Below are 24,364 nucleotides of genomic sequence, written 5' to 3'. Positions count from 1 at the left end.
TTTCGCCTTCCTGATGGTCAGGCCCTCGGTCGGGATTGCTGTCCCGGCCGAGGGCCGTTCTGTATCGAGTTGTGTCGAGCCTAGGTTCGGGTTCCGTACCCCGTGAGGGTTTTGTGGGCGTTCACTCGAACGGATGGGCGGTGGGCGTCAGAGTTCGCGGTGGACCTTGGTGTTGGAGGCCTGGGCGCGGGGGCGGACGACGAGGAGGTCGATGTTGACGTGCGGGGGGCGGGTGCAGGCCCAGGTGATGGTGTCGGCGACGTCGTCCGCCGTGAGGGGTTCGGCCACGCCGGCGTAGACCTTGGCGGCCTTCTCCGTGTCGCCGCGGAAGCGGGTCGTGGCGAACTCGTCCGTCTTGACCATGCCGGGGGCGATCTCGATGACGCGGACCGGGGTGCCGACGATCTCCAGGCGGAGGGTCTCGGCGAGGACGCGGGCGCCGTTCTTCGCGGCCACGTAGCCGGCGCCGCCCTCGTAGGTGGAGTGGCCGGCGGTGGAGGAGAGGACGACGACCGTGCCGTCGCCGCTCGCGGTGAGGGCGGGGAGCAGGGCCTGGGTGATGTGGAGGGTGCCGATGACGTTGACTTCGTACATCCGGCGCCAGTCCTCGGGGTCGCCGGTGGCGACGGGGTCGGCGCCGAGTGCGCCGCCGGCGTTGTTGACGAGGACGGCGAGGGTGCGGAACGCGGTGGCGAATTCGTCGACGGCGGCGCGGTCGGTGACGTCGAGGGCGTAGGCGGTGGCCTGGTGGCCGGCTTCGTTGATCTCGGCGGCGAGGGCTTCGATGCGGTCCTTGCGGCGGGCGGTGAGGACCACGCGGTAGCCGGCGGCGGCGAGCTGTCGGGCGGTGGCGGCGCCGATTCCGCTGCTCGCTCCGGTGATGACGGCGATGGGGGTGCCGGCGGCAGTCATGACGTGCTCCTCGCGCGTGTGGTCGATTACGGTCGATCGCCCGGCCAGGATAGGTGGGGTGGGGTCAGTGTCCGCGTGGGGCGTACATGATGACGGCCATGCCGGCGAGGCAGATGAGTGCGCCGGTGATGTCCCAGCGGTCGGGGCGGTAGCCGTCGGCGATCATGCCCCAGGCGAGGGAGCCGGCGACGAACACGCCTCCGTAGGCGGCGAGGATGCGGCCGAATTCGGCGTCGGGCTGGAGGGTGGCCACGAAGCCGTAGATGCCGAGGGCGATGACTCCGGCGCCGATCCAGATCCAGCCGCGGTGTTCGCGGATGCCTTGCCAGACGAGCCAGGCGCCGCCGATCTCGAAGAGGGCGGCGACGGCGAACAGGGCGATGGAGCGGGCGATCAGCATGGGGGAAGGGTGTCATCCGCTTGTCGGGGCGGTGGGACACGCGACTGACTGATAGTCAGAATATATGGGTGTTATCGGTATCTTCTGGGCATGAGTGCGATGCGTAAGGCTCTGCTCGGCGCGGCCCTCGCCGCTGCCCTGACGGCCGGTACGGCGGGTGGGGCCCGCGCCGTCGGGCCCGAGGCCGAGGCCGACCTGGCCCACCATGGGCATGTCTCCCTCTGGGACGGGCGGCTCGGGGTGTGGCTGGTCAGTGAGAACCACGGGCCCTCGAACGTCTCCCAGGCGACCGTGCAGCTCGCCTTCTCGGAGCCCATGGCGGGCGGCCGGGAGCTGCCGCCGGCCTGTCTGTGGAGCGGTGACCGGGTGGTGTCCTGCCGCACCGGTGAGCTGCGGGCGGCCGGTGCGGCGGGTGAGCTGGCGCTCGATCTGCGGACGGCGGGGCAGCCGGACGAGCTGACCGTGGACATCCGCACGGTGTGGCGGGACGGGGTCGCCGACACGAATCCCCGGAACGACCGGCATCGGGTGCTCGTCCTGGCGACCGGGGATCCGTACGTCTTCTGATGCCGGGCGCGCGGGTCGCTTCCGTCAGGGCTTGAGCGGGGTCGTGTAGCCGTCCGGGCGGATCAGGGCCGTGTCGCGGCGGGTGGGGTCCGCCCAGGTGGTGCGTATGAGGCGGGTCGGTGTGACCGGGGCGGTCGGGGGCAGGGGCGGGGTCCTGCCTTCCGGGGCGATCAGGACGAACTCGCCCGCGCGCAGGGCCTCGTACAGGCGGCCTTCGCGCAGGGGCTCGTCGGGGGCGCGGCGGGCCCCGGAGGCGTAGGTGATGCCGATGCCGCTGATCTGGCCCATGGCGCGGGTCGCGACGGGGCGGACGGTGCCGAGGAGGCGGGTGGCGAGGGTGCGGGCGGTGCGCTGGAGCGGGGTGTGGGCCATCGCGAGGCGTACGAGGGTGCCGCTGCTGCGCAGGACGGTGGCGCCGACCGGGTGTCGTTCGGCCTGGTAGCTGTCGAGCAGTGCCTCGGGGTTCCGGGCTTCGCCGCGCAGGACGGCGGCCAGTTTCCAGGAGAGGTTGGCGGCGTCCTGGAGGCCGGTGTTCATGCCCTGGCCGCCGGCCGGGGAGTGGACGTGGGCTGCGTCCCCGGCGAGGAAGACGCGGCCCGAGCGGTATGCGGGGGCCTGTCGCTCGTCGCTGTGGAAGCGGGAGACCCAGCGGGCGTCGTGCATGCCGAGGTCGCTGCCGAGGGCGCGGCGGGTGATGGCCCGGACGTCGTCGAGGCCGACCGGTCCGGTGTCGTCGGCCTGGTGGGTGCGGTCCCAGCCCATCACCCGGTACCAGCCGTCGCCGAAGGGGGCGACGAAGGCGAAGGCGTCGTCGGCGGCGGTGACGGTGAGCAGTTTGCCCGGTTCCTGGGTGAGGCGGACGTCCGCGAGGACCATGGAGCGGATCACCGAGGCGCCCGGGAAGGGCAGGCCCAGGGCGGTGCGCACGGAGCTGTGGACTCCGTCCGCGCCGACGAGGTAGCGGGCGCGGAGGGTGCCGCCCGTGGCGAGTTCGGCGGTCACCGTGTCGGTGTCCTGGCGCAGGGCACGGAGCTCCGTCGCGTACCGGAAGTCGACGCCGGTGGTCCGTGCCCGGCGTTCGAGGAGGCGCTCGACCTCGTACTGCGGGGTGAGGAGGAGGAAGGGGAAGCGGGAGGGGAGTGCGGACAGGTCGAGGGTGAGCCGGCCGAAGAGGCGCAGGTCGGCGACGGGGGTGCCGGTGGCGACGAGTTCGTCGGCGAGGCCGCGGGCGTCGAGCTGTTCCAGGGTGCGGGCGTGGACGCTGAAGGCGCGGGTGAGGTTGCTGATGCCGGGCGCTCTGCGTTCGACGAGGGTGACGCGCAGGCCGGCGGCGGCGAGGTCGCCGGCGAGGAGGAGGCCGGTGGGGCCGGCGCCGATGACGAGGACGTCGGTGTCCGTCTTCTTCGTCTTCTCGTCCGTGTGTGTCGGGTCCGTCGGGTCCGTCGTGCCCTTGGTGCTCATCGTTGCCTCCGAGAGGGTCCTGCTCGCACGTCAACGGCCGTTGGCCAACGCCTGTTGGTCAACGCTTGTTGGCAATTCTGGACCCGCCCGCCATGGTGTGTCAACGCCCGTTGGCCTACAGTTGTTGGCATGACGACCGCACGCCGCTCCGACGCCACCCGCGCCGCGATCCTGGACGCCGCCCGCGAGCACTTCGCCAGCGAGGGGTACGAGCGCGCGACCATCCGGGCCATCGCCCGCGACGCCGGGATCGACCCGTCGATGGTCATGCGCTACTACGGCAACAAGGAGGGGCTGTTCGCCGCCGCCTCCGACTTCGAGCTGGAGCTCCCCGAGCTCGGCGCCCTGCCCGGCCGGCACGTCGGCGCCGCGCTCGTCACGCACTTCCTCGACCGCTGGGAGCGCGACGACGTCCTCACCGGGCTGCTGCGCGTCGGGGTCACCAATGCCGCCGGCACCGAGCGCATGCAGGAGGTCTTCGCCGAGCAGCTCGGGCCGATCACCCTCGGCGTCTGCCCCGACCCCGCCGAGGCCCCGCGCCGCGCCGCGCTCGTCGCCTCCCAGATCCTCGGCATGGCGCTCGCCCGCTACGTGCTGCGCCTTCCGCCCGCCGTCGAGATGTCCCGCGAGGAGATCGCCGCCTGGCTCGGGCCGACCGTCCAGCGCTACCTCACGGCCGAGCACCCGTAGGACCGGTAGGGCCGGTAGGACCGGTAGGACCGGTACCTGTTCCGTACACTCTCTGCATGCCGCAGAAGACCAGCGCACGGCGCGACGAGCTGATGACCGAGCTCCAGGGGGAGGCCCGGCGCTCCATGGCCGCCTACGCCCTGTTCAACCAGGCCGTCGCCGACCACCTGGGGCTGCACCCGACGGACGTGCAGTGCCTCAACCTGCTCAGCCTGGAGCGCGACCCCGTCACCATCGGACGTATCGCCGAGCTCACCGGGCTCACCACCGGCTCCGCCACCCGGCTCGTCGACCGCCTGGAGCGCGCCGGGTACGTGCGGCGCGAGCGGGACGCGGCGGACCGCCGGCGGGTCATGGTCGCGCCGGAGCCCGAGCGGATGGCCGAGCTCGGCGCGTTCTGGCGGCGGCTCAACGGGACCTGGGCCACCCTCTTCGACGGCTACAGCGAGCCGGAGCTCGCGCTGCTCACCGGCTACATGCGCAGGACGGTCGAGCTGAGCGCCGTACAGATCGAGCGGCTGCGGTCGGGGGCGTTCGAGGAGCCGGGCGGGGGCGCCGGGGCCGCCGGGGACAAAGACGCTGCCGGGGTCATCGGAGACGAAGAGGCCGCCGGGGACGCCGGAGGCGAAAAGGCCGCCGGGCCCGCCGGGAAGCGCCCCTAGTCCCTAGCCCGCCGTCGCCCCGCCGAACTCCCGCAGCGCGTCGCTGACAACCGTCTCCAGGCGGGCGTGGTGGGCGCCGCGCCAGTACACCCGGTCGCATCGCGTGCACTGCGCGAAGACGTCGTACGTGTTCTCCGTGCCCTGCTCGAGACGCCCGCGCACCGAGTCCTTGTCGGCCTCCGTCAGCTCCCCGTTGCACGCGGTGCAGCGGGTCCAGGGCGCGAGGCGCGGCGCGAAGCGGCCGAGGACGTCGCGGAGCTGGGCGTCGGGCTGGTCGCTGTAGACGTACGCGCCCGCCCACAGCTCCCGGCGGCGCAGCAGGCCCCGGTCGCGGGAGAGCAGCACGCGCCGCTCCTTCGCCGACAGCGCGGCCAGCGCCGGGTCGCCGATGTCCTCGCTCTCGTACGCCGCGTCGACGCCGAGCAGGCGCAGCCGCCGGGCGAGCGTGCCGAGGTGGACGTCGAGCAGGAACCGGAGCGGGGCGCCGGGGACCGGCTGGGGGCGTTCGACGCCCTCGACGTCGACGGTCTCGCCCGCCGCCGGGACGTGCGAGGGTTCCACCGGCCGGCCGTCCACGAGCAGCCGCCCGGCCTCGGTCAGCGGCACGCCCAGCGACTCGACCACGTGGCCGAGCGAGGACGAGCCGTCGGTCGTCACGGCCGTGTGCCCCGAGCGGCGGTCGGCCGCGACGAAGAGGCGCAGGGCGGGGGCGAAACTGATCTGGATCTCCGGTCCGTTCACGGGGACAGGATGGCACCGGGGCAACCGTCCGGCCAGGGAATTCCTGTCGCGCGCGGGGGCCCCGGGGTACGGTCCCGGCATGAAGATCATCGATGTCGAGCCCGGTGACCCGCGCCTGGAGTCCGATCTCCTGCCCGTGCTGAGCGAGCTGCGGCCGCACCTGACTCCTGAGCTGTTCCGCGACGTGTACGAGCGGGGGTACCCGCAGGGGCTGCGGTTCAGCGCCGCCTACGCCGACGACGGCACGTGCGTCGGCGTGGCCGGGTGGCGGATCGTCCACAACACCAGCTCCGTGAAGAAGCTGTACGTGGACGACCTGGTGACCAAGGCCGTCAGCCGGTCCGGCGGGGTGGGGCACGCGCTCGTCGAGTACCTCGAAGGGCACGCCCGCGCGGCCGACTGCTTCGAGCTGAACCTGGACTCCGGCACCCACCGCACCGGAGCCCACCGCTTCTACCTGCGCGAACGCTTCGACATCGTGGCCTTCCACTTCACCCGGATGCTCGAGAACCTGGGGGAGTGAGACCGGGGGGAGTGAGGGCGAGCCGCCAGTCGTTGCAGCGCATCCGCCGGCCCGGCGGGTACTCGAACTCCCGTTCCGTCAGCAGGGTGAAGCCCGCCTTGCGGCACACCGCGTTCGACGGCGCGTTCTCCGTGGACGGGTAGGCGTGCAGGTGGGGGAAACGGCCCTCGGCCCGGGCCCGTTCCACCACCGCGAGCGTCGCCGCCGTCGCCACGCCCCGGCCCTGGAAGCCGGGCAGCACGGTCCAGCCCGTCTCGTACACGGACGTGCCCGGCGTGTCCGGTGTGCTGGGTGTGCCCGCCGCGTCCGGCGTGCTCGGCGTGCCGGGGTCCTCCACGTGCTCCCAGAATCCGATCGCGCCCGCCGCCTTCTCCTCCGGCAGCAGCACGATCCGGAACATGCACCCCGCCCGGTCCGGGTCCGCGCTGAGCCGCTCGTAGCGCAGCTGGCGTGCCGCGAGCTGCTCTTCGGTCTCCGGGCCGCCCAGATGCTCCATCAGCTCCGGGGCGTTCATGGCCCGCAGGAGCCAGAAGTCCTCCTCCGACCAGGGTTCGAGCCGCACCGTGCCGTTCCCGCCGTACGCGCCGTTCCCGCTCTCGTCGTCCATGCGCGCACCCTAGGTCACGCCGCTGACAGTGCCCGGGCGTACGCCGTCGGCGGCACTCCCACGGTCGCCGTGAAGTCCCGTACGAGGTGGGCCTGGTCGCTGTAGCCGAGTTCGGCCGCGAGCCGGGACCAGTCCGGGGTGCCGGCCGGCGGGGCGGCGCGGGCGCGTTCCAGGGCCTCGTGGATGCGGTAGCGGAGGATGACCCACTTCGGGCCGACGCCGACGTACGTGGCGAACAGGCGCTGGAGGGAGCGCGGCGAGAGTCCGGCCTCGTGGGCGAGGACGGAGACGCGGCGCATCGCGCGGTCGGTGCGGACCAGGTCGACCAGCGCCATGGCCTGGTCGGCGGCCGGGTCGGGGTCGGGGCCGCGGGCCAGCAGGAACGCGTCGAGCGCGGCCACGCGTGCGGTGTCCTCGGCGGGGGACAGGATGCCCGGGGCCTCGGCGGGGCCGGCCGTCGGGAAGGCCTCGGTGAGCGGGGTGATCCGGCCCGTCCAGTGCGAGACCGGCCACGCGGCGGCGAACGGGCGGAAGCCGCCCGGCCGGAACTGCACGCCGCAGACCCGGCCGGTGCCGGTCAGTTTCTTGGTGAACAGGCCGAGGCCGATCCCCGAGAGGACGGCCGAGTCGCCGGTCCCGTCGGCGCCCCGGATGTCCTCGGCGCGCTCGAACACCACGTTCACCGACGGGTGCGGGACGACATGGGACGCGTACGGCTCCGTCAGCTCCCAGTCGATCAGCCAGTAGTGCTCCAGGTAGGGGCGGAGCGCCGGTGCGGGGGAGTGGCGGCGGAAGCGGACGCGGGTGAGGAGTTCGGCGGGGTCCACGATGCCCCGGGTGTCCCGGCGCGGTCCTGGGGCGGTGGTCATGTCGCGCATGGTGTCCGGTCCGGGGTGATCCTTCAAGGACGCCGGCGCTCTAAACCTCAAGACCTCAGTGACTTCAAGGTCCTCGATGCCCCGATGCCCCGACACCCCCGCCGGGCGCTCAGCGCAGTCGTCCCGCCGAGCTCAGTGAGAGGCGGGAGACGACCTGGTCGAAGGCCTGTTCCTCGGCGGGGGTGAGGGCGACTGTCTCCTGCGGGTGCCAGATCCGCTCCAGTGGGGTCCTCGTCCGGTCGCGGCGGGCGCGGGCGCGCAGGCCCAGGGCGACCCAGACGGCGGCGGACAGGGCGAGGAGGCCGAAGAGGGTGATCACGCGGGGGTCCGAGAACTGGCCGGGCAAGGTCATGGCTGACTCCAGGGCGGGGGACCGCACGGTGGCGTGCCCGTGGCAGGGGCGCACGCGCGTACGGTGCTGTCGATTCCTGCTGCTTCCTCCCGACCTGTTCAGTTAACACCACCCTGGGGGTCTTTCGGCAGGGGGGTCCGGGACCAAAGTCCCGGGGCGCGCGCCGGAGCGGAGGCCCTCTTGTGCGCGTCGTGGAACCGCTTCAAGGTGGCGGGGACGGAGGTTTCCGGCCGGGGAGGGAGCGGTCCTGTGGCTGACGGGACGGGTACGGGCGGGTGGGGTTTCACCGACGACCGGGGTACGGCCCTGGCGGCGGGGCGCGGGCCGGAGCGGGTGGTGGCGTACGTGCGGGCCGGGGCGGCCCTGCTGGATCTGGGGGTGCGGCCGGTCGCGGTGTACGGCTCCGGGCACGACGGCGAGCTGCTCGATCCGGTCAAGGCGGGCGGTCTGGCGGCGGCGGGCGTGCCGTATCTGGGGCCGGGGCGGGCGCTGGACGCGGAGCGGCTGCGGGCGCTGGGCGGGGTGGACCTGGTCGTGGACGTGACGTACGACGGGAAGAGCCCGTACGCCGTGGACGAGGCCCTGGTGGAGGAGCTCGGGGTGCCGCTGGTGGCGCTGTCGGTGGGCGGCGAGCTGGCGTTGCCGGCGATCGTGGGCCGGTTCGGTGAGCTGGCGGCCTCGCTGGGTGCGGCGGCCGGGTCCTCGGGGCGGGTGGGCGACGCGGAGGCGGCGTTGCGGGCGGCGGCGGGGCGTGCGGACGTGGGCGTGCTGGCGCTGTCGGGGGCCGGGCCGGAGCAGGTGCATCTGGCGCGGCCGCACGCCTGGCCCGAGTTGGCGCGCCTGGCCGAGCTGGGGGTGCGGTTCGTGGATCCGGGGCCGGGGCCGGGCGCGAACTGGCTGACGACGGACTGGGAGCACGCCGTCGGGCTGGCGCCGGACCTGGTGCTGTTCGACAGCCGGGCCAACGCCGTGCCGCCGCACGCGGTCCCGCCGGGGGCGCGGCTCGCGCCGTGGAACCCGGAGACCCCGCCGAGCCCCGCCGCCTGTGCCCGTTTCTTCCAGGATCTGGCGGCGGCGCTGGAGGACCGGGAGGCGTAGCCCGCCGGGCCCGCCGTTTCGGCTACGGCAGCCGCGCCCGCAGGGACGCCGCGAACTCCTCCGCCCTGGTCAGCTGGGCGTGGAGTTCCGCGACGCGGGCGGTCGCGGCGCGTTCGTAGCCGCGGACGCGGGCGACGAGGCCGGCGCGGGTGGGCGGGTCGAGTTCGTCGGGGGTGTCCGGGGTGTCGGCGGCGAGGCGGTCGACGGCGGTGAGCAGGTCGCGGGTCTCGTCGAGGGTGAAGCCGAGGGGTTTCATCCGGCGGATCACCATCAGGCGGGCCACGTCGGCGTCCGTGTAGAGCGGGAAGCCGCCCTCGGAGGCCGCGGACGGGACGACGAGGCCGCTGTCCTCGTACTGGCGGATGGTGCGCAGGGGCAGTTCCGTGCGGGCGGCGACCTCGCCGATCTGCAGGGGGTCGCCGGTCACGCGGGGGGCGGTGCGCGTCGTGCTCACGGTGGTCGGGTCCTTTCTCGTGGGGCTCTTCCTCGGGCCCTGCCGGGGGCCCTGTGCGGGTTCCGGGGCGGGCCTCGTCCGGGCCGCCGGCGGGCGCGGCTTCCGCGCATTACATCTGATTCGTCCTAACTTCAGCACTTATGAGAGCTGGAAGCGTGGCGAAACGCCTGCTGGTAGGGCGTCCGTTGGACAGTGCGCGGCTCGGCGAGACCCTGCTGCCCAAGCGGCTGGCCCTGCCGATCTTCTGCAGCGACCCGCTCTCCTCGGTGGCGTACGCCACCGAGGAGATCCTGCTGATCCTCGCTCTCGGCGGCCTCGCCGTGCTCCATCTGACCTGGTACGCGGCGGTCGGCATCGTCGTCCTGCTGCTCGTCGTCGTCGCCTCCTACCGGCAGACCTGCTACGCCTACCCGGGCGGCGGCGGGGCCTACGTCGTCGCCGCCGAGAACCTGGGCACCACCGCGGCGCTGACCGCGGCCGGCGCGCTGCTCATCGACTACGTGATGACCGTGGCCGTCTCCGTCGTCTCCGGGGTCGCCGCCATCACCTCCGCGGCGCCCGCGCTCGACGGGCACGCCACGCTCATGTCGGTGGTGTTCGTGGCCGTGCTCGCCTGGCTGAACCTGCGCGGGGTGCGGGAGTCGGGCCGCTGGTTCGCCCTGCCCACCTACGCGTTCATCACCGTGATCTACCTGATGTTCGCGGTCGCGGCGGCGCGGATGGCGACCGGCACGACGATCCGCGCCGAGTCGGCGGACCTGCCCGTCGAGGCGGTCTCCACCTACTCGGGCATCGCGCTCGTGCTGCTCGGGCTGCGGGCCTTCGCCTCCGGCTGCACGGCGCTGACCGGCGTCGAGGCGATCAGCAACGGCGTGCCGGCCTTCGCGAAGCCCAAGAGCCGCAACGCGGCCACGACCCTGGCGGTCATGGGCGGTCTCTCCGTGACCATGTTCTTCGGGATCACGGTGCTCGCCATGGTCTACCAGGTGCACGTCGCCGAGGACCCGGCCCAGCTGGGGCTGCCACCCGGCACCCCGACCTCGACCGCGCTCGCCCAGATCGGGCGCGCCACCTTCGGCGACTGGCACGTCCTCTTCTACGCCCTCCAGGCCGTCACCGCGGGCGTCCTGATCCTGGCGGCCAACACCGCCTTCAACGGTTTCCCGATGCTCGCCTCCGTCCTGGGCCGCGACCGCTTCGCGCCCCGCCAGCTCGTCCACCGCGGCGACCGGCTCGTCCACTCCAACGGCGTCCTCCTCCTCGCGCTGGCCGCCATCGCCCTGATCACCGCCTTCGACGCCAACCTCACCCGGCTCATCCAGCTCTACATCATCGGCGTCTTCGTCTCCTTCACGCTGTCCCAGGCGGGCATGGTCAAGCACTGGCGGCGAGAACTCGCCACGCCCGCCGGGGCCGCCGAGCGGGGGCACATCCTGCGCCGGCTGGCGATCAACGCGTTCGGCGCCTGTCTGACGGCGGTCGTCCTCGTCATCGTCCTGATCACCAAGTTCACGCACGGCGCCTGGATCGTCGTCATCGCGGTGCCGGTGCTCTTCGCCGGGATGAAGGGGGTGCGCCGGCACTACGACGCCGTCGCCGCCGAGGTGGCCGTCGCCCCCGACGCCCACCCGCACCCGCTCGCCGCGAACCACGTCCTGGTCCTCGTGTCCTCGGTCAACGCGCCGAGCCTGCGCGCCCTGTCGTACGCGAAGACCCTGAAGCCGGCCTCGCTGGCCGCGGTCACCGTCGCCGAGGACCCGGCCCAGGCGGAGGCCCTGCGCGCCTCCTGGGAGGCCCACGGCATCGACGTACCGCTGCGGGTGCTGAACTCGCCCTACCGGTCGATCGTGCAGCCGCTGCTGCGGCACATCCGCGACGCGCCCGAGCGGTCCCCCGACTCGGTGGTCTCCGTGGTCATCCCCGAGTACGTCGTCGGGCGCTGGTGGGAGCAGCCGCTGCACAACCAGAGCGCGCTCCGGCTGAAGACGCGGCTGCTGTTCATGAAGAACATCGTCGTCATCGACGTGCCCTACCGGCTCGCGTCGGCCCGCGAACTGGCCGCCGAGCGCGCGAAGGCCGCCGCCGACGCCGCCGGCCGCACGCCCCGCGACTAGCGGCACACCGGGCGAAACGGACCGCCTAAGGCCACACCAGGCAGTACGGCTGGTGGCCCGCCTCGTGCAGGCGGACGGAGAAGTCCTGCCACTCGTGGAGCAGCTGGTAGACGTTGAAGGCGTCCCGGGGGCCGCCGCGGTCGGGGACGGTGGACCAGATGAAGGCGGCGGCGCCGACCGACTCCTCGCCGACGCCGCGCAGCGGGTCGACGACGGTCATGGGCAGCTTCACCACGGCGTAGTCGGGGTGCAGCACCACCAGTTCCAGCGGGGGCACCTTGTACAGGGGCATGCCCTGGATGCCGGTGAGCACCATCGCGGCTATGGTCTCCGGCTTGATCTTGGTGAACATGCCGCCCATGCCGAGCTCGTCGCCGCCGAGCTCCTCGGGGCGCATCGAGATGGGCACCCGGGCCGCCGTCGCGCCGTCGGGCGCGCCGAAGTACTTGTACGTCACCCCCAAGCGTCCTCCCCGCGATTCCTCGGCCTTCGGCTCGACCGCCCCCGGCCCGCCCGGCTCGGCCGGTTCTCCCGTCCTCGGGGCGTTGGCCCTGGGCTCCTCGGCCCTCCGGCGCCGGTGCCTCCCCCGCCGGACAGGGTCGGGACCCAGGTCGTCAGTCCCCTCGCCCGGTCCGCCACCGCGATGCATATCTCCACCCGACTGCTGTTCCGGGCCGCGCGTCTCCGCGGCGTGACCCGATCATCGTGACAATGACCTCCCCCACGTTCGTACGGTGAAACACCTGTCCGCAAGAACGCCGTGGCCTCTGACACCATGGATTCCGTGAGCCATCCCTATGACGCCCCAGTTTCGCAGACGCGGAGGACAGACGCCCCGGCGTAATTCAGAGGGTGCTCACTCCATCCCTCCGTACTCGCAGGTCAGGATCCCAGTGCCGTATTCATACGAAGCCCCAGTCTCACAGACGCTTTTCGACCGCGCGTCCCTTGTGACGCCCGGCGGCGTGAACTCACCGGTGCGCGCCTTCCGTGCCGTGGGCGGTACGCCCCGGTTCATGGTGTCCGGTACCGGTCCGTACCTCACCGATGCCGACGGGCGTGAGTACGTCGACCTCGTGTGTTCGTGGGGGCCGATGATCCTCGGGCACGCGCACCCGGAGGTGACCGCGGCCGTGCAGGCGGCGGTGACCCGTGGCACCTCGTTCGGTACGCCGGGCGAGGGCGAGGTCGCGCTGGCGGAGGAGATCGTCGCGCGGGTCGAGCCGGTCGAGCAGGTCCGGCTGGTCTCCAGCGGCACCGAGGCCACGATGTCGGCCATCCGGCTGGCCCGCGGTTTCACCGGCCGCGCGAAGGTCGTGAAGTTCGCCGGCTGCTACCACGGGCACGTGGACGCGCTGCTCGCCGCGGCCGGCTCCGGTGTCGCCACCTTCGGCCTGCCGGACACGCCCGGCGTGACGGGCGCGCAGGCCGGGGACACCATCGTGCTGCCGTACAACGACCTGGCGGCGGTGCAGGAGGCGTTCCACCGGTACCCGGGCGAGATCGCCTGTGTGATCACCGAGGCGTCGCCGGGCAACATGGGTGTCGTCCCGCCGCTGCCGGGCTTCAACCAGGGCCTGAAGGACGCGTGCGCGAAGAACGGCGCGCTGTTCATCTCCGACGAGGTCATGACCGGTTTCCGTACCTCGCGGGCCGGCTGGTACGGCGTCGACGGGGTGAAGCCCGACCTGATGACCTTCGGCAAGGTCATGGGCGGCGGCTTCCCGGCGGCGGCCTTCGGCGGCCGTGCCGACGTGATGGGCCACCTCGCCCCGGCCGGTCCGGTCTACCAGGCGGGCACGCTGTCCGGTAACCCGGTCGCCACCGCCGCGGGTCTCGCGCAGCTGAAGCTGCTGGACGCCGCCGCGTACGAGAAGGTGGACGCGGTCTCCGCGGAGATCCAGGGCCTGGTGACGGACGCGCTCACCAAGGAGGGCGTGGCGCACCGGCTGCAGACCGCGTCCAACATGTTCTCGGTCTTCTTCACCTCCTCCGAGGTGCGCGACTACGAGGACGCGAAGCGGCAGGAGGCGTTCCGCTTCAACGCCTTCTTCCACTCGATGCTCGCGGACGGGGTCTACCTGCCGCCGTCGGCGTTCGAGTCCTGGTTCGTGTCGGCCGCCCACGACGAGCGCGCCGTCGAGCGGATCGCCGCCGCGCTGCCGGCCGCCGCCCGCGCCGCCGCGGAGGCCACGGCATGAGCGACGTACGCCCCGAGGGCAAGGCCGGTGACGTGAGCGGCACCGACATCACCGTCGTGCACCTGATGCGGCACGGCGAGGTCCACAACCCGGACGGTGTCCTGTACGGGCGCCGGGCCGGGTACCACCTGTCCGAGCTGGGCCGGCGGATGGCGGACCGGGTCGCCGAGCACCTGGCCGGCCGGGACATCACGCACGTCGTGGCCTCCCCGCTGGAGCGGGCGCAGGAGACGGCCGCGCCGATCGCCAAGACCCACGGTCTGGACCTGGCCACGGACGGGCGCCTGATCGAGGCGGCGAACGTGTTCGAGGGCAAGACCTTCGGCGTCGGCGACGGGGCCCTGCGCAAGCCGGGCAACTGGAAGCACCTCACCAACCCGTTCCAGCCGTCCTGGGGCGAGCCGTACGTGGAGCAGGTCGTCCGGATGATGGGCGCGCTCGACGCGGCGAAGGACGCGGCCCGCGGGCACGAGGCGGTGTGCGTGAGCCACCAGCTGCCGATCTGGATCGTGCGCAGCTTCGTGGAGAAGCGCCGGCTGTGGCACGACCCGCGGCGGCGGCAGTGCACGCTGGCCTCGCTGACCTCGTTCACGTACCGGGGCGACCGGATCGTGTCGGTCGGCTACAGCGAGCCGGCCATCGATCTGGTGCCGGTCCACCTGCGCGCCGGTGCGAAGCCTGTGAAGGGTAAGGCCAAGGCCTTCGGCGCGTAGCTTTTCCGCTCTATTGTTCGGGGCGGTCCCGGCGACCATCGGTCGCAGGGGCCGCCCTGAAATATTTGTTCTGTTTTACGGAACCTCCGTGTTCCTCACGACATCTCACTGTTTGTCGGTTTGAAATGACTTCAGTTCATATGTCAGCGCGAAGTGGGGATGTCATGCGCGGGATCAGTCGAAGGGGACTTCTGGGGGCCGGGGTCGGTGCCGCGGCGGCGCTGGGGATCGCCGGATGCAGCGGTAGCAATCAGGACAAGTCCGGACGTTCCGGTCCAGGCAAGGGTGGCGACGTGACCGGCGCCCCCGCCACACCCACCCAGGACGACGGCCGGCTCATCGGCGACGGTTCCACCGCCGACACCGGAAAGCAGCCGAACCAGCCCGACGCCCCCGTCCCCCTCGAACCCGGCCAGACCCCGCCGCAGTTCGTGATCTTCTCCTGGGACGGCGCCGGCGAGGTCGGCAACGGCCTCTTCCCGCGCTTCCTCGAACTGGCCAAGAACCACGACGCGGCCATGACCTTCTTCCTCTCCGGGCTGTACCTCCTGCCCGAGTCGAAGGCCTCCCTCTACCGCCCGCCGAACAACCGCGTCGGCGCCTCCGACATCGGCTACCTCACCGACGACCACGTCAAGCAGACCCTGAAGTACACCCGCCAGGCCTGGCTCGAGGGCCACGAGATCGGCACGCACTTCAACGGGCACTTCTGCGGCGGCTCCGGCTCGGTCGCCAACTGGACCCCCGCCCAGTGGCAGAGCGAGATCGACCAGGCGATCGGCTTCGTCACCAAGTGGAAGACGAACAGCGGCTGGACCGACCTCGAACCGCTCCCCTTCGACTACACCAAGGAACTCGTCGGCGGCCGCACCCCCTGCCTCCTCGGCCAGGACAACCTGCTGCCCACCGCCAAGCGGCTCGGCTGGCGCTACGACGCCAGCTCGCCCGGCGGCCGCCAGATGTGGCCGGTCAAGCGCGGCGGCCTGTGGGACCTGCCGCTCCAGGCCGTGCCGTTCCCCGGGCACTCCTTCGAGGTCCTCTCGATGGACTACAACATGCTCGCCAACCAGTCGAAGAACTCGACCAAGGGCATGCCCTCGCGCTACCCGGGCTGGCGCAAGCAGGCCGCCGGCGCCTACCTGGCCGGCTTCAACCGCGCGTACGAGTCGAACCGCGCCCCCTTCTACATCGGCAACCACTTCGAGCAGTGGAACGGCGGCATCTACATGGACGCCGTCGAGGAGGCCCTGAAGGGCATGGCCGGCAAGAAGGACGTCCGGCTCGTCTCCTTCCGCCAGTTCTGCGACTGGCTCGACGTCCAGGACCCGAAGATCCTCGCCAAGCTGCGCACCCTGGAGGTCGGCCAGGCGCCGGTCGGCGGCTGGAACGCGTTCCTCAGGCCGGCTTAAGCGATCTTGACAAGGGGCATCTGGGGCACGTAGGGGGGTGCCCAAGATCCGCGAAACGCCCATGCGAAACTTTTCACATGAGTCTTAGCCGTACCTCGCGACGCACCCTGCTCGCGGTCGGAACCGTGACGATCGCCCTTGCTGTCTCGGCCTGCAGCTCGGACACCAACGGCAAGTCCGGCGGCGGTGGCGACACCAACTTCGTGACCAACACGGGCGGTATCTCCACCGTCGCCAAGGGCGAGCGCAAGCCCGTCGCCGCGCTCTCGGGCGACACGCTCGAAGGCAAGCCGCTCGACGTCGCCGACCTCAAGGGCAAGGTCGTCGTCCTCAACGTCTGGGGCTCCTGGTGCCCGCCCTGCCGGGCCGAGGCACCGCACTTCGCCAAGGTCGCCAAGGACCTCAAGGCCAAGGGCGTGGAGTTCGTCGGCATCAACACCCGCGACCCCAACAAGCAGCCCGCCCTCGCCTTCGAGGAGGACTACGGGGTGCCCTACCCGAGCCTCTACGACCCGGCCGGCAAGCTCATCGTGAGCGGCTTCCCCAAGGGCACGCTCAACCCGCAGGCCATCCCCTCCACCGTCGTCCTCGACAAGGACGGCAAGGTCGCCGCGCGTTCGCTGATGGCGCTCGACGAGACCAAGCTCCGCTCCATGATCGAACCCCTGATCGCGGAGAAGTGAGAGGGACGACGTGAACGAGACGGTCTTCAGCGGAGCCCTTCTGCTGGCCCTGCCCATCGCCGTGCTCGGCGGTCTGGTCTCCTTCTTCTCGCCGTGCGTGCTGCCGCTCGTCCCCGGCTACCTCAGCTACGTCACCGGGGTCACCGGCACCGACCTCGCCGAGGCGCGGCGCGGCCGGATGACCGCCGGCGCGGGCCTCTTCGTGCTCGGCTTCTCGGCCGTGTTCGTCTCCGGCGGCGCGCTCTTCGGCTACTTCGGCTCGACGCTCCAGGAGTACCGCGGGACGCTCACCAACGTCCTCGGCGTCCTCATGATCCTCATGGGCGTCTTCTTCGTCGGCCTCATGCCCTGGTTCACCCAGCGAGAGTTCCGCTTCCACAAGAAGCCCGTCACCGGCCTCGTCGGCGCGCCGCTCCTCGGCGCCCTGTTCGGCATCGGCTGGACGCCCTGCATCGGCCCCACGCTCGCCTCCGTCACCGCGCTCGCCGCCGACCAGGCCAGCGCCGGGCGCGGGGCGCTGCTGACCGTCGCGTACTGCCTCGGGCTCGGCGTGCCGTTCATCCTCACCGCCATCGCCTTCCGCAAGGCGCTCGGTGCGTTCGGATGGGTCAAGAAGCACTACGCCTGGGTGATGCGGATCGGCGGCGCGATGATGATCGTCACCGGTCTGCTGCTCCTCACAGGAGTGTGGGACAGCATGGTGGCCGACATGCAGAGCTGGTCCAGCGGTTTCACGGTGGGGATCTGAGGGTTTTCGACATGAGCAACACCGAAACGACGGAGCGCGACGGCAGCCTCGGCGAGGCCGGGGCACAGCTGTCCACCGCCCCCCGGGAGGAGACCGCCCTCGGCGGCCCCACCCTGGGACCGCTCGGCTGGATCCGCTGGTTCTGGCGCCAGCTGACCTCCATGCGGGTCGCCCTGATCCTCCTCTTCCTGCTCTCGCTCGGCTCGATCCCGGGCTCCCTCATCCCGCAGACCAGCGCGGACGAGGTGAAGGTACGCGTCTTCAAGGACGCCCACGAGACGCTCACGCCGATCTACGAGAAGCTCCAGCTCTTCGACGTCTACAGCTCGGTGTGGTTCTCCGCGATCTACATCCTGCTCTTCGTCTCCCTCATCGGCTGCATCGTGCCCCGCACCTGGCAGTTCGTCGGCCAGCTCCGCAGCCGCCCGCCGGGCGCCCCCAAGCGGCTCACCCGCCTGCCCGCGTACACGACCTGGCGCACCGAGGCCGAGCCCGAGCAGGTCCGCGAGGCCGCGCTCGCGCTGCTCAAGGGCCGCCGCTACCGCGCCCACACCGCGGGCGACGCCGTCGCCGCCGAGAAGGGCTACCTGCGCGAGACCGGCAACCTCCTCTTCCACGTCGCGCTCATCGTGATGCTGGTCGCCTTCGCCTGGGGCGTCATGTTCAAGTCCGAGGGCGGCAAGCTGATCGTGGAGGGCGACGGCTTCTCCAACACGCTCACGCAGTACGACGACTTCAAGTCCGGCTCGCAGTTCGGCACCGACGAGCTCGAACCGTTCGGCTTCACCCTGGACAGCTTCACCGGCACGTACGAGAAGAACGGCCCGCAGCGCGGCACCCCGCGCACCTTCGAGGCGGCCGTGCGCTACTCCGAGGTCGGCGGCACCGAGAAGAAGGCCGTCATCCGCGTCAACGAGCCGCTGAAGGTCGGCGACGCCAAGGTCTTCCTGATCGCCCACGGGTACGCGCCGGTCGTCACCGTCAAGGACGGCCGCGGCAAGGTCGTCTACCACGGCGCCGTCCCGCTGCTGCCCTTCGACAACAACGTCACCTCCACCGGCGCGATCAAGGTGATGGACGGCTACCGCGACAAGAACGGCAAGAAGGAGCAGCTCGGCTTCAACGCCTTCTTCGTGCCGACCTTCGCCGGCGCCGGCAAGGGCCAGATGTTCTCCCAGTTCCCGGCCCTCGACTTCCCCGTGATGGCCGTCACCGGCTACCACGGCGACCTGCGCGTCAACTCCGGCCTGCCGCAGAACGTGTACCAGCTGGACACCTCCAAGATGAAGCAGTTCAAGGTCCAGGGAGGCACGGGCAGCGCCAACCGGCTGCTGCCCGGCGAGACCATGACACTGCCCGACGGAGCGGGCTCGATCACCTTCGAGAAGGAGATCAAGGAGTGGGCCAGCTTCTCCATCACCCAGCAGCCCGGCAACGGCCTCGCCCTCGCCGGGGCGGTCGCCGCGATCGCCGGCCTCAGCGGCTCGCTGTTCATCCAGCGCCGCCGGATCTGGGTCCGGGCCGTACGGGGCGAGGACGGCGTCACCGTCGTCGAGATGGCAGGCCTTGGCCGGAGCGAGTCCGCCAAGCTGCCCGAGGAGCTGGCCGAGCTCGCGGTCACGCTCAACACCAAGGCGCCGACCGCGCCGGAACCACCTTCCGAACCGTCCGCAGAACCCGCGGAACACGCGGAACTCGCGGAAGAACCTGCCGAAGGGGCTGAGAAGTGAATCTCGCCGCCACGACCAACGAGAGCATGGCGCAGATGAGCAACACGCTCATCTACTCCTCGATGGCCGTCTACACCCTGGCCTTCCTGCTCTACATCGCCGAGTGGGTGCTCGGCAGCCGCAGCAAGGTCGCCCGCACGGCCGCCGCGCTGACCGGCCCCGAGACGGCCGGCAAGGCCCCCTCGGTCACCGTCACCTCGGCGGCGGGCGGCACCGCCGTCCTCGACCGCCCGAAGGTCGTCGTCCGCTCGGCGGCCGGCGCGCGGGACGTCCCGGACGGCCCCGGCGCCGCCGGCGGCACCACCAAGGGCGACCTCTACGGCCGGATGGCGATCTCGCTGACCGTCCTCGCCTTCGCGATCCAGGCGACCAGCGTCGTCGTCCGCGCCCTCGCCGTGCAGCGCGCCCCCTGGGGCAACATGTACGAGTTCTCCACCACCTTCTCCACGGTGGCGGTCGGCGCGTTCCTCGGCTTCCTCGCCGCGAAGAAGAACGTCCGCTGGATCGGTCTGCCGCTGGTCACCGTGGTCCTGCTGGACCTCGGCCTCGCCACGACGGTGCTGTACACCTCCAGCGACCAGCTCGTTCCCGCGCTGCACTCGTACTGGATGTGGATCCACGTCTCGACCGCGATCATCTGCGGTGCCGTGCTCTTCCTGGGCGCCGTCGCCACCGCGGCCTACCTGCTGCGCGACTCCTACGAGAACCGGCTGGCCAACGGCGGGACGCCCGGCGCCTTCACCACCTCGGTGATGGAGCGGCTGCCGTCCGCGGCGACCCTCGACAAGTTCGCGTACCGGGTCAACGCGGCGACCTTCCCGCTGTGGACGTTCACGATCATCGCGGGCGCGATCTGGGCCGGCGACGCGTGGGGCCGCTACTGGGGCTGGGACGCCAAGGAGGTCTGGGCCTTCATCACCTGGGTCGGCTACGCCGCCTACCTGCACGCCCGGGCGACGGCCGGCTGGAAGGGCCGCAAGGCCGCGTACATCGCGCTCATCGCCTTCGGCTGCTTCCTCTTCAACTACTACGGCGTCAACATCTTCGTGACCAGCAAGCACTCCTACGCGGGCGTCTGAGCCGCTCCGCGCTAGCGGGGGACGGGCCCCGGGGTCACGCTGGAGACATGAGCGAGATTCCCCGGGGCAGGAGCGAGACCCACGACGGCGACACCCATCTGCTGCGGTTCACGGCCGGGCTCCCGCACCAGATGCCCCTGGTGTGGGCGGCCGTCGCCACGCCGGAGGGCCTGCCGCAGTGGCTCTGCGCGGCCGACCCCCTGGAGCCGCGGCTCGACGGGCACGTCACGCTCCGCTGGCTGAACAGCGACACGGTCGTCTCGGGCCGGGTGACCGCCTGGGACCCCGACAACGTGGCCGAGTACACGGTCGGCCCGCCGCACGGCCGGATCCGGTTCCACCTGGAACCCGGTCCGGACGGCGGCGGGTCGACCGTGCTGCGTTTCACGGCCGAGTTCCGCGGGACGCGCGATGCGAAACTCGACATGCTGGCCGGCTGGCACGAGCACCTGGAACGCCTCGCCCGCGCCCTGGACGGACACCCCACGGACTGGCGGGACTGGGCACCCGAGCGCTGGCGCGAGCTGCGCGAGCTGTACGCGCGGGACGACGCGCCCTGGCCGCGGTGGGAGCCGTAGACGCGCCGTCGCCGCGGTGGGAGCCGTAGACGCGCCGTCGTCACTCCTCCCGCCCCGGCCGTCACCCCTTGGAGGGCGGCAGGCAGCTCTCCGCCGGGGGCTTGCCCTCCGGCCAGGCGATCGCGACGAAGCGCTGGGTGCCGTCCTGGGCGAGTTCGACGATCGGGACGGCCTTGTTGTACGGGTTGCCGAAGTTGTCCAGACAGATCCAGCCGCTCGCGCCCTGCACCCGCAGGGAGCCCTTCACCTGCGGCCACTGCACCGGGACGTCCGCCAGCTCCGGGTAGGCCGCCTTGTCCGGGGTGGCCTGCCGGATCGCGTGGACGGCCGTCGCCATCGCGTCGTACGCGACGATCGCCTGCCCGTCGGCGAGCGCCACCGGCTTCTTGGCGGCGCGGGCGATGTCACCGACGAAGGTGTCGTACGCGACGGTGGAGCCGCCCGTCGCCGGGACGGGCCGGCCGGGGGCGGGGCGCCAGGCGTCGGGGTGGGCGAGCGAGGCGTACCGGACGGTCAGCCGGGCCTTGAGGGCGGCGCGGTTCAGCTGGGCGTCGTTGCCCAGGTAGGAGCCCTCGTCGCCGGTGAGGATGGTGAACGGGCGCTCGGTGCAGCCGCGGGCGCCCAGCGCGTTGATGAACTGGCGCAGCTGGGTGTGGCGGCCGGCGAAGAACACGGTCTCGGCGCGGGTGTCGCAGATGAGGTGGGTGATCTGCCGGAAGGTGTTGGCGGTGGTGCCCTCCTCGGTCGGGTCGGGCGGCGAGGTGAACAGCTGCGGCTCGTAGGGGGCGCCCTTCAGGGAGGCGGAGAACGCCGCCTTCAGGGTGTCGGTGTAGTGGTCGCCGTTGCGGGTGTCCTGGACGAGGAGGGCCTTGGCCGCGTTCACCTTGCCGAAGTGGGCGAGGGCCTTCGCCTCGTCGCTGTTGGTGGGGGAGACCCGGGCGAGGCCGGGGTACTTGTTGTGGCCGGGCCCGTTGGCGATGTCGTCGGCGGTGATGGTGGTGCCGACGACGGCGATGCCCGCGCCGGTCAGAGCCGCCACCGCCTGGCGTATCTCGTTGGACGAGGTGGCGACGCCGGTGACCGCGCGCAGCCGGGCGGGACCGCCGGTCATGCCCTTCAGCTGCTCGACGGTGCTCTGCCAGTGGGCGTTGCCCTTGCCGGTGTTGGCGAGGACCAGACGGATCTTCGGGGTCTCGCTGTTGGACTCGTGGTTGGCCCGGTGCTGGAGGGCGTAGGCGCCCTGGAGCTCGTGCAGGACCTTGATCCGCATGCCGGCGTCGGGCGAGGTCAGCGGGAGGAGGACGGCGACGGTGGCGTACGTGTCGGGCTTCAGCGTGGCGTTCTCGCGCTGGATCAGCCCGGCGATCTCGGCCAGGTCGGCGACGCCGAAGGCGTAGCCGTCGCCGTTGACGCCGACGCACTCGGTGGAGCCCTGGGGGCGCTCGACGCCCGCCGCGCAGGAACGGTCCTCCGGAGTGACCCAGGCCCGGATCCCGTAGAACAGCGGCACGCCGAGGACGAGCAGGGCGATCAGGCCGGCGAACAGCTTCTGTCTCGGGGTGTAGAGGTAACGGTTGCGCAGCCGGTTGGCCATGGCCTCAGACTCCGTCCTCGCGGCCCGGCGGCAACGACAGGCGCCGCCAGGCGTGAATGTCCCTCGGCCAGTGGGTGGCCGCGTCCCACAACGAGCTGTTGCCCGTCAGATGGCGCCCGGACAGCTGCCGCAGCTCGTGCGCCAGCTTCTCGGTGACGTCGTCGTCGGGCAGGGCGAGCGGATCGGTGAGCAGCCATACGGCGTGCAGCAGGCGCCGTACGGACAGGTGGAGTTCGGTCGCCTCGGCGTCCAGCCCGGCGGGCAGCCGGTCCGGCACCTGCCGGCCGAGCGCGGCGTCGCGGCGCGGATCGGGGCCGGTGCGGCCGGCGACCCGCGGGTACGGGGCGGAGGCGATGAACCGCAGCCGGCCCAGCCAGCCCACCACGTCGAGCTCGTGGAAGGTGCTCCGCAGATGGGCGACGGCGTCCTCGACCCGGCCCAGGGCGAGTTCGTGATGGAGCCGGTACGGACGGACCGCCTCCTGGTCGTAATGCCGGTGCAGGGTCTCGTGGACCGCGCGCCAGGCCCCGTGGCGCGGGTCGCCGTCGGCGAAGCGCAGCCGGTGCAGCAGCAGGGCGCGCAGCAGCGGGTCGGCGACGAAGTGCTCGGGGCCCTCCGGCCAGTCCTCGGCGCGCAGTTGGTCGCGGACCCGCAGCGCCATGTCGCCGTCGCGGGACTCGGTGTGCAGCCGGGTGCGGGCGAGCAGCCGGGCCGACCCCTCGTCGTGGGCGGCGGCCAGCACGGTGAACGGCTCCAGGCGCGGCTGCGGGAGGAGCGCGGCGAGCAGGGCCGGGGCGACGGGCACCGGGTGGGCGTCCTCGCGGAGTTCCACGTCGCGGTCGAGGAGGGCGCCGGGGGTGAGCGCGGGCCGTTCGGCGCGCGGGGTCTCGGCGGCGGCCTGCCCGAGCAGCGTCACGCCCAGCGGGCGGCCGCCGGTCAGCCGGTGCACGCCCCGCGCCAGTTCGGCTGGGGTGAGCCCGGAGGGGTCGAGGCGGTCGAAGGCGGCCTGGGTCTGGGCGGCGGACAGCGCGGTCAGCTCGACGGCGAGGATGCCGGAGGTGACGTCGCCGCCGCGCTCGCAGGGCGCCCGGTGCGTGGTCTCGGACAGGCGCAGGCGGCGGGCGTGCCGCATGCCGTCGTGCCGGCTGACCCGGGAGGTCGCGAAGACGACGACCTTGTCGCGGCGGCCGTCGTGGCGGGCGCGCAGGACCGGTTCGACGAGGCGGCGGCCGAGGTCGCCGTGGGCGTTGTCGAGGAGCAGGACGGGCCGGCCGCGGCGGGTGCCGACCCGGGTGAGGCCCTTGTACGCCTGGCCCAGGTCCTCGACGAGCGCGCCGACGAGGAAGTCCTCGGCCTCCTGGCGGCGCCGTCCGCCCGCCTCGAAGTCGATGGCGAGCTGCTGGAGCCCGGCCTTGCCCCGGCCGCCCGCGTTGCGGTAACTCCCGTACCAGCTCTCCGACTTCTGATGAAAGCGCCCGAACACCTCCTCCAGGACCGTCTCCACGGTGGCCTCGGCGAGCAGCCCGGCCAGCGGGACGGCGGCGTCCGCGAAGGTGGCGGCCAGCTTGGTGAGGACCTTGGTGACCCAGTTGGTGGCGGCGCCCTTGGTGGCGTCGACCGTCGACAGGACCGGACCGAGCCGCTGGAGATCGCGCTGGGCCCGCTCCTCGTCCTGCTGGGTCCAGCTGATGGAGGCGACCGCGACCAGGCCGAGCGAGAGCCGCGGGAACTGCACGGACTTCGCCCCCGTCACCCGCGGCGACAGCTGCACGGCGAGCTCGGCGAGCGCGCCCGTCAGCTCGGTCCAGCCGGGCCCGTGGTCGGCGGGCTGCTCGATCCGGTCGCAGTCGATCAGCGCGAGCGGGGTGGCGCCCTTGTAGGTGTTGCGCAGCTGTTTGAGCAGGGCGGACTTGCCCATGCCGCGCCCGCCCGTGAAGACGACCACGGGCGGATCCTCACCGTGCTCGAACGCGACCCGCGCGAAATCCTGGCCGCGGAGCCCGATGAGCCGCGCCGCGAGTCCCGTGTCGTGGAACACCGCCTCGCGACCGTAGAGGACTCTGTCCACCCGCCACCCCCGCATCCCACCAGACGTGCCCCGTCACATCCTCAAGTCCAGGATATCGACCGGGTGTTGGGAAATGAGCAGAGTTTGCGACCCGGTTTTCCC

General features: G+C 72.1%; 24 protein-coding genes and 1 pseudogene. 14 read left to right on the top strand and 11 right to left on the bottom strand.

The genetic code is table 11. From position 1 onward, the window contains the following. Positions 1 to 147: 147 nt before the first annotated feature. Positions 148 to 912 carry an SDR family NAD(P)-dependent oxidoreductase gene (locus tag ACZ3ZE_RS34335; protein ID WP_361171327.1) on the bottom strand — a complete coding sequence of 255 codons (765 nt, stop codon included), beginning with the start codon at positions 910 to 912 and terminating at the stop codon, positions 148 to 150. A gap of 64 nt (positions 913 to 976) precedes the next feature. Next, a complete protein-coding gene (locus tag ACZ3ZE_RS34330) occupies positions 977 to 1,312 on the bottom strand; it encodes a YnfA family protein (protein WP_361626260.1) in 336 nt (111 codons plus the stop codon). A gap of 90 nt (positions 1,313 to 1,402) precedes the next feature. Here ACZ3ZE_RS34330 and ACZ3ZE_RS34325 point away from each other — a divergent pair, with 90 nt between their 5' ends. Further along, positions 1,403 to 1,879, top strand: coding sequence for a hypothetical protein (locus ACZ3ZE_RS34325; protein WP_467261827.1), 477 nt, complete (start codon positions 1,403 to 1,405; stop codon positions 1,877 to 1,879). A gap of 24 nt (positions 1,880 to 1,903) precedes the next feature. Here ACZ3ZE_RS34325 and ACZ3ZE_RS34320 read toward each other — a convergent pair whose 3' ends face one another. Beyond that, positions 1,904 to 3,340 (bottom strand): FAD-dependent oxidoreductase, encoded by a 1,437-nt coding sequence (locus ACZ3ZE_RS34320; protein WP_442305298.1) that lies wholly within the window; start codon positions 3,338 to 3,340, stop codon positions 1,904 to 1,906. Between the two features lie 129 nt (positions 3,341 to 3,469). Between ACZ3ZE_RS34320 and ACZ3ZE_RS34315 the strand changes: the two genes are divergently transcribed. Continuing rightward, on the top strand, positions 3,470 to 4,030 hold the full coding sequence (locus ACZ3ZE_RS34315; protein WP_361171339.1) for a TetR/AcrR family transcriptional regulator: 561 nt from the start codon (positions 3,470 to 3,472) through the stop codon (positions 4,028 to 4,030). Between the two features lie 56 nt (positions 4,031 to 4,086). Beyond that, positions 4,087 to 4,560 (top strand): annotated as a pseudogene (locus ACZ3ZE_RS34310) (MarR family winged helix-turn-helix transcriptional regulator); the annotation flags it as partial. Between the two features lie 135 nt (positions 4,561 to 4,695). Here the strand turns inward: ACZ3ZE_RS34310 and ACZ3ZE_RS34305 are convergent. Continuing rightward, positions 4,696 to 5,433, bottom strand: coding sequence for a Mut7-C RNAse domain-containing protein (locus ACZ3ZE_RS34305; protein ID WP_361171345.1), 738 nt, complete (start codon positions 5,431 to 5,433; stop codon positions 4,696 to 4,698). Between the two features lie 79 nt (positions 5,434 to 5,512). Here ACZ3ZE_RS34305 and ACZ3ZE_RS34300 point away from each other — a divergent pair, with 79 nt between their 5' ends. Then, positions 5,513 to 5,956, top strand: coding sequence for a GNAT family N-acetyltransferase (locus tag ACZ3ZE_RS34300; RefSeq protein WP_467261825.1), 444 nt, complete (start codon positions 5,513 to 5,515; stop codon positions 5,954 to 5,956). On the opposite strand, the gene ACZ3ZE_RS34295 is transcribed toward ACZ3ZE_RS34300, so the two are convergent. From ACZ3ZE_RS34295 to ACZ3ZE_RS34285, 3 genes are all read right to left on the bottom strand, one after another. Further along, entirely contained in the window at positions 5,925 to 6,563 is a 639-nt protein-coding gene (locus tag ACZ3ZE_RS34295) for a GNAT family N-acetyltransferase (protein ID WP_467261823.1), read from the bottom strand. The genes ACZ3ZE_RS34300 and ACZ3ZE_RS34295 overlap by 32 nt on opposite strands. A 14-nt stretch (positions 6,564 to 6,577) precedes the next feature. Further along, a complete protein-coding gene (locus ACZ3ZE_RS34290) occupies positions 6,578 to 7,432 on the bottom strand; it encodes a helix-turn-helix domain-containing protein (RefSeq protein ID WP_361626278.1) in 855 nt (284 codons plus the stop codon). A gap of 118 nt (positions 7,433 to 7,550) precedes the next feature. Then, positions 7,551 to 7,793, bottom strand: a complete 243-nt coding sequence (locus tag ACZ3ZE_RS34285; RefSeq protein WP_361171357.1) for a hypothetical protein — start codon at positions 7,791 to 7,793, stop codon at positions 7,551 to 7,553. 249 nt (positions 7,794 to 8,042) lie between these two features. Here ACZ3ZE_RS34285 and ACZ3ZE_RS34280 point away from each other — a divergent pair, with 249 nt between their 5' ends. Further along, complete coding sequence (locus ACZ3ZE_RS34280; protein WP_442305295.1) at positions 8,043 to 8,891, top strand: ABC transporter substrate-binding protein; 849 nt, start codon at positions 8,043 to 8,045, stop codon at positions 8,889 to 8,891. 22 nt (positions 8,892 to 8,913) lie between these two features. Here the strand turns inward: ACZ3ZE_RS34280 and ACZ3ZE_RS34275 are convergent, their stop codons facing one another. After that, on the bottom strand, positions 8,914 to 9,318 hold the full coding sequence (locus tag ACZ3ZE_RS34275) for a MerR family transcriptional regulator (protein WP_361172099.1): 405 nt from the start codon (positions 9,316 to 9,318) through the stop codon (positions 8,914 to 8,916). 167 nt (positions 9,319 to 9,485) lie between these two features. Between ACZ3ZE_RS34275 and ACZ3ZE_RS34270 the strand changes: the two genes are divergently transcribed. After that, complete coding sequence (locus ACZ3ZE_RS34270; RefSeq protein ID WP_361171363.1) at positions 9,486 to 11,459, top strand: APC family permease; 1,974 nt, start codon at positions 9,486 to 9,488, stop codon at positions 11,457 to 11,459. Positions 11,460 to 11,484: 25 nt separating this feature from the next. Here the strand turns inward: ACZ3ZE_RS34270 and ACZ3ZE_RS34265 are convergent, their stop codons facing one another. Then, complete coding sequence (locus tag ACZ3ZE_RS34265) at positions 11,485 to 12,108, bottom strand: hypothetical protein (protein WP_467261821.1); 624 nt, start codon at positions 12,106 to 12,108, stop codon at positions 11,485 to 11,487. A 244-nt stretch (positions 12,109 to 12,352) separates the two neighbouring features. On the opposite strand from ACZ3ZE_RS34265, the gene hemL reads away from it, so the two are divergent. The 8 genes from hemL (at position 12,353) to ACZ3ZE_RS34225 (ending at position 20,600) form a co-directional block, all read left to right on the top strand. Then, positions 12,353 to 13,660, top strand: a complete 1,308-nt coding sequence (hemL, locus tag ACZ3ZE_RS34260) for a glutamate-1-semialdehyde 2,1-aminomutase (RefSeq protein ID WP_361171369.1) — start codon at positions 12,353 to 12,355, stop codon at positions 13,658 to 13,660. After that, the gene (locus ACZ3ZE_RS34255; RefSeq protein WP_361626287.1) at positions 13,657 to 14,373 is read left to right on the top strand and encodes a histidine phosphatase family protein; all 717 of its coding nucleotides are present in this window, start codon (positions 13,657 to 13,659) and stop codon (positions 14,371 to 14,373) included. Before hemL ends, ACZ3ZE_RS34255 begins: the two co-directional genes overlap by 4 nt. Positions 14,374 to 14,537: 164 nt before the next feature. Then, entirely contained in the window at positions 14,538 to 15,782 is a 1,245-nt protein-coding gene (locus tag ACZ3ZE_RS34250) for a polysaccharide deacetylase family protein (protein WP_361626290.1), read from the top strand. A gap of 77 nt (positions 15,783 to 15,859) precedes the next feature. Continuing rightward, the gene (locus ACZ3ZE_RS34245) at positions 15,860 to 16,465 is read left to right on the top strand and encodes a TlpA family protein disulfide reductase (RefSeq protein ID WP_361171378.1); all 606 of its coding nucleotides are present in this window, start codon (positions 15,860 to 15,862) and stop codon (positions 16,463 to 16,465) included. A gap of 10 nt (positions 16,466 to 16,475) precedes the next feature. Continuing rightward, positions 16,476 to 17,213 (top strand): cytochrome c biogenesis CcdA family protein, encoded by a 738-nt coding sequence (locus tag ACZ3ZE_RS34240; RefSeq protein WP_361171381.1) that lies wholly within the window; start codon positions 16,476 to 16,478, stop codon positions 17,211 to 17,213. Between the two features lie 11 nt (positions 17,214 to 17,224). Further along, positions 17,225 to 18,943: a cytochrome c biogenesis protein ResB gene (resB, locus tag ACZ3ZE_RS34235; protein ID WP_361626293.1), complete on the top strand. Its 1,719-nt coding sequence runs from the start codon at positions 17,225 to 17,227 to the stop codon at positions 18,941 to 18,943. Continuing rightward, entirely contained in the window at positions 18,940 to 20,022 is a 1,083-nt protein-coding gene (ccsB, locus tag ACZ3ZE_RS34230; protein ID WP_467261819.1) for a c-type cytochrome biogenesis protein CcsB, read from the top strand. The genes resB and ccsB overlap by 4 nt, the downstream gene beginning before the upstream one ends. Positions 20,023 to 20,069: 47 nt before the next feature. Beyond that, positions 20,070 to 20,600: an SRPBCC domain-containing protein gene (locus ACZ3ZE_RS34225; protein ID WP_361171390.1), complete on the top strand. Its 531-nt coding sequence runs from the start codon at positions 20,070 to 20,072 to the stop codon at positions 20,598 to 20,600. Between the two features lie 61 nt (positions 20,601 to 20,661). On the opposite strand, the gene ACZ3ZE_RS34220 is transcribed toward ACZ3ZE_RS34225, so the two are convergent. Further along, on the bottom strand, positions 20,662 to 22,194 hold the full coding sequence (locus ACZ3ZE_RS34220; RefSeq protein ID WP_361171393.1) for a hypothetical protein: 1,533 nt from the start codon (positions 22,192 to 22,194) through the stop codon (positions 20,662 to 20,664). A 4-nt stretch (positions 22,195 to 22,198) separates the two neighbouring features. Then, complete coding sequence (locus ACZ3ZE_RS34215) at positions 22,199 to 24,232, bottom strand: hypothetical protein (protein WP_361171396.1); 2,034 nt, start codon at positions 24,230 to 24,232, stop codon at positions 22,199 to 22,201. Between the last annotated feature and the right edge of the window lie 132 nt (positions 24,233 to 24,364).

Source organism: Streptomyces sp. NPDC023157 (assembly GCF_055560575.1).
This window is presented reverse-complemented; position numbering and strand designations above follow the sequence as displayed.